The following is a 3833-nucleotide window of genomic DNA, read 5'->3' as shown; positions in this document are numbered from 1 at the left end:
TGGGCTTTCTGTCCCAGACACCGCTGAGCAGCGAGAGTGGACGATGGAACTGCTCAAATAGGCATGATGTTGACAAATCAGATTCCACAGAAACGCGGGGAAGTCCGCGGGCGTCGCCCGCCAGGTGATGCCGCCCGCGATGAGGTCGCGCACCGCGTCGACCATCTGCCGGTGGCAGTAGCCCTCCGGCTGTTCGCCCCGGCCCTTTGGAGTCGGCCAGTGCGAAGGCGTACAACTGCGACAACAGGGCCTCCTGGCGCGCTCATGGTCTTCGACAGACCCGAGCTGCACCAGAGGCCCTGTCCTCATGCGCGGACAAGTGGAAGATCACCCGACCGCGCCGACGTATTCGAACCCACGCTCACCAAGATCGATAGAGCAACGGCTTCTTACGGCGGCGTTCAGGCGCCGGCATGCGCCGGGGGCGTCGATGTCAGAAGCTGCGCGGGGTCACCAGGCCGGATTCGTAGGCCAGGACAACGAGTTGGGCCCGGTCCCTGGCGTGGAGCTTGGTCATGGCCCGGTTGATGTGGGTCTTCGCCGTCATCGGGCTGATCACCATGCGGCCAGCGATCTCGTCGTTGGACAGGCCCTGCGCGACCATTGCGACCGCTTCGCGCTCGCGGCTGGTCAGCTCCTCCAGCCCCGCTCGGGTGCCGGTGGTGGGCGGTTGGGCGACGTACCTGTTGATCAGCTTGCGGGTGATCGACGGTGCCAGCAGGGCGTCCCCGCGCGCAGCGACGCGTACGGCATGCAGGAAGTCGTCCGGCACGATGTCCTTGACGAGGAAACCGGCGGCGCCGGCGCGCAGCGCGCTGTAAACGTACTCGTCCAGGCCGTAGTTGGTGAGGATGACGACGTGCACCCCGGCCAGGGCAGGGTCGGCGGCGATGCGCCGGGTCGCCTCGATGCCGTCGGCGCCGGGCATCTGGATGTCGATGAGCGCGACGTCGGGCAGATGCTCCCTGGCCAGATCCAGGGCCTCCTTCCCGTCTGCGGCCTCGGCCACCACCTCGATGTCGCCCTCGAGGTCGAGGAGCGCGCGGAATCCGCTGCGGATGAGCGGCTGGTCGTCGACCAGCAGGACGCGGATCACGACGTCCGGTCCACGGGGAGGTGGGCCTGGACGGTGAAGCCGCCCTCGACGCGCGGTTCGGCGCGCAGTCGGCCGCCGAGGGCGGTGACTCGTTCGCGCATGCCGAGCAGCCCGAGACCGGGCGTCGGGGCGATGTCCGGCGCCGCCTTACCGTCGTCGTCGATACGGATCGCGAGGGCGTCAGGGCGGCAGTCGATCCAGACGGACGCCGTGGCGGCGTCCGCGTGACGGGCGATATTGGTGAGCGACTCCTGGACGATCCGGTAGACGGTCCGGTCCACTGCGGCCGGCACGTCGGGTCGTCGTCCTTCGATCGTCAGCGTCGCGTCCAGGCCGAACGTCCTCGCCCGTTCGACCAGTTCGGGGACGTCGTCGAGCCCGCGCGGCGGGGCCGTGTCGTCGTCGCGCAGTGCCTCCAGTGTGGCGCGCAACTCCCGGGCCGCCTCGCGTCCGGCCTCCTGGATCGCCAGCAGCGCCTCCGGCACCTGTTCGCCACGCTTGCGGGCCACATGGACCGCGACTTCGGCCTGCACCTTGATGACCGAGATCTGATGGGTCAGCGCATCGTGCAGCTCCCGCGCGATGCGCAGCCGCTCCTCGTCGGCGCGGCGCCGCGCGGTCTCCTCCCGGGTGCGCTCGGCTTCGTCCGCCCGTTGCTCGGCCTGCCGCAGCGCCTCTCCTGCGGCGCCGGCCGCGATCAGCCAGGCGATCTCGAGGGCGCCCCGGGCCTGCGCCAACGCCTTGCCGGTGTCGTGCAGGCCCGAGGCCAGGGCCGCGATGGGGAGTGCGGCCAGCATGGTCACGCTCGCCGCCACCGTGACGAACCGGCGGCCGCTCATGCCTCGGTGCAGCCGGTCGCCGTCAGTGTGTACACCCTGAGCGCCGGACGACTCGGGGCCATCGCGGCCACGTTGCTGGCACTGACCGGCGTGGTCATCGGCGGGCTGGCTCTGGCCCGCTCCACCGGCCGGATCGGCACTGGCCCAGGGCAACGCGGAGCCGTCGTGGCCCTGCTGGCGGGACTGACCGGCACGGCCCTCGGCGCCCTGGTGGCGGCGACGGCCTCCGGTGGCCTCGGCACCGGCAACGGCCTGGGCGGGGCCTTCGTGGCCCTGCTGCTGGGGTTGACCGGCACAGCCCTCGGCGGACTGGCGCTGACCCGCTCCCGCCGCGCCGACTGACCAGCTCACCAGCGAACGGGACCGCGCTCCGGGCAAGTGTCCGTGCTGCCTCAGCTCACGAACTCTTCGACTCGCCGGCGTACGCCGGTCGCCTCCCGGACCCGGGTACAAGTGCTGTCCGTTCAAGCACCCAAAGCCATCTGTCGCGCCGTGACCCACATCACATTTGGTTCCTGTCAGCAATCGGGGCGCTGTTCCGCTCAAGCCACCGGAAGCAATCGAACCGAACAGGAGCTACTCATGAAGCACCGCATCCTCGTACTCGGCGCCGGCTATTCCGGGGCCTACACGGCCGGGAATCTGGCCCGCCGGCTGTCCCCGGCGGACGTCGAGATCACCGTGGTCGACGCTGGACCGGACTTCGTCGAGCGGATGCGCCTGCACCAGTTGGCGGCCGGCCGGGACATCGAGGCTCCGAAACTCGCCGACGTGTTCGCGGGCACGGGGATCCGGCTGCGCCTGGCCCGTGTCACCGCCGTCGACCCCGAGCGCCAGGTCGTCGCCGTGGCCGACGCCGACGGTGGCGGCGGCGAACTCGGCTACGACACGCTCCTCTACGCGCTCGGCAGCCATGGCGACGTCGACGGCGTTCCCGGCGCGGCCGAGCACGCCTTCGACGTCGCCGCCCGGCCCTCGGCGCTGCGCCTGCGCGAGCGCTTGGACGGCCTGGGCAGGCGAGGCGAAGGCGGGAGTGTGGTGGTCGTCGGCGACGGGTTGACCGGTATCGAGACCGCCACCGAGATCGCCGAATCCCGCCCCGGGCTGTCGGTGACGCTCATCGCCCGCGGCGAATTGGGCGCCCGGCTCTCCGCCGGGGCCCGCGGCCGCCTGCGCCGGGCCTGCGACCGACTGGGCGTCACCGTCCTGGAGCACACCATCGTCGAGGCCGTCGAAGCGGCACAGGTGCTGTGCGCCGACGGCACCGCCTTGGCGTCCGACACGACCGTGTGGACGGCCGGGTTCGCGGTCGACCCCATCGCCGCCGCCGGTGGGCTGGAGGTCACCGGGAACGGTCGGATCGTCGTCGACCGCACCATGCGGTCGGTGTCACACCCGAACGTCTACGCCATCGGCGACAGCGCCTACGCCATCGGCGACAACGGCCGACCACTGCCGATGTCCTGCGCCTCGGCCGCCTGCACCAGCCAGCAGGCCATCGAGGCGATCCTGGGACGCCTGACCGGCCGCAAGATCGCGAACACCAAGCTGGTCTACACGTACAACCACATCAGCCTCGGGCAGGGGGACGCGATCTGGCAGGGGGTCGACGACGAAGGGCAGCCGAAGCCGAAGCACATGGGCGGCCGAAAGTCCGCGCGGCTCAAGGTGCGCCTCGTCGCGCTCTCCCGGTGGGCCACCTCGTACCCGACCCTCGGCATGCCCAAGCGCAAGCGCCGCCTGGCCGCCGTGCCGGACGCGACCGCCGAAAACGCCGTCACGTCCGGCACGATGACGGTCGCATAGCCGCCTAGGGTGATCCACGTGGACAGCACCGCCACTGATCGCTTCGACACCAGTCGGTTCGAGGCCAGCCGCAACCGGCTGGCCTCGCTGGC

At 70.9% G+C, this 3833-nt stretch carries 3 protein-coding genes and 1 pseudogene; 2 read left to right on the top strand and 2 right to left on the bottom strand.

Annotated elements, in window-relative coordinates:
• Positions 1 to 433: 433 nt before the first annotated feature.
• Positions 434 to 1096, bottom strand: a complete 663-nt coding sequence (locus ACGF0D_RS44030) for a response regulator (protein WP_392926181.1) — start codon at positions 1094 to 1096, stop codon at positions 434 to 436.
• Positions 1093 to 1932 (bottom strand): annotated as a pseudogene (locus ACGF0D_RS44025) (sensor histidine kinase); the annotation flags it as partial. The pseudogene ACGF0D_RS44025 and the gene ACGF0D_RS44030, both read right to left, overlap by 4 nt.
• A gap of 9 nt (positions 1933 to 1941) precedes the next feature.
• Between ACGF0D_RS44025 and ACGF0D_RS44020 the strand changes: the two are divergent.
• Together ACGF0D_RS44020 and ACGF0D_RS44015 are read left to right on the top strand one after the other, a co-directional pair.
• Positions 1942 to 2277, top strand: a complete 336-nt coding sequence (locus ACGF0D_RS44020; RefSeq protein ID WP_392926179.1) for a DUF6223 family protein — start codon at positions 1942 to 1944, stop codon at positions 2275 to 2277.
• A gap of 240 nt (positions 2278 to 2517) precedes the next feature.
• Complete coding sequence (locus tag ACGF0D_RS44015; protein ID WP_392926177.1) at positions 2518 to 3741, top strand: NAD(P)/FAD-dependent oxidoreductase; 1224 nt, start codon at positions 2518 to 2520, stop codon at positions 3739 to 3741.
• Positions 3742 to 3833: the final 92 nt, after the last annotated feature.

Source organism: Kitasatospora sp. NPDC048298, from assembly GCF_043201465.1.
Lineage (GTDB): Bacteria > Actinomycetota > Actinomycetes > Streptomycetales > Streptomycetaceae > Kitasatospora.
This window is presented reverse-complemented; position numbering and strand designations above follow the sequence as displayed.

Coding starts and splice junctions, on each gene's coding strand:
- ACGF0D_RS44015 (WP_392926177.1), top strand. CDS start 2,518: ATGAAGCACCGCATCCTCGTACTCGGCGCCGGCTATTCCGGGGCCTAC.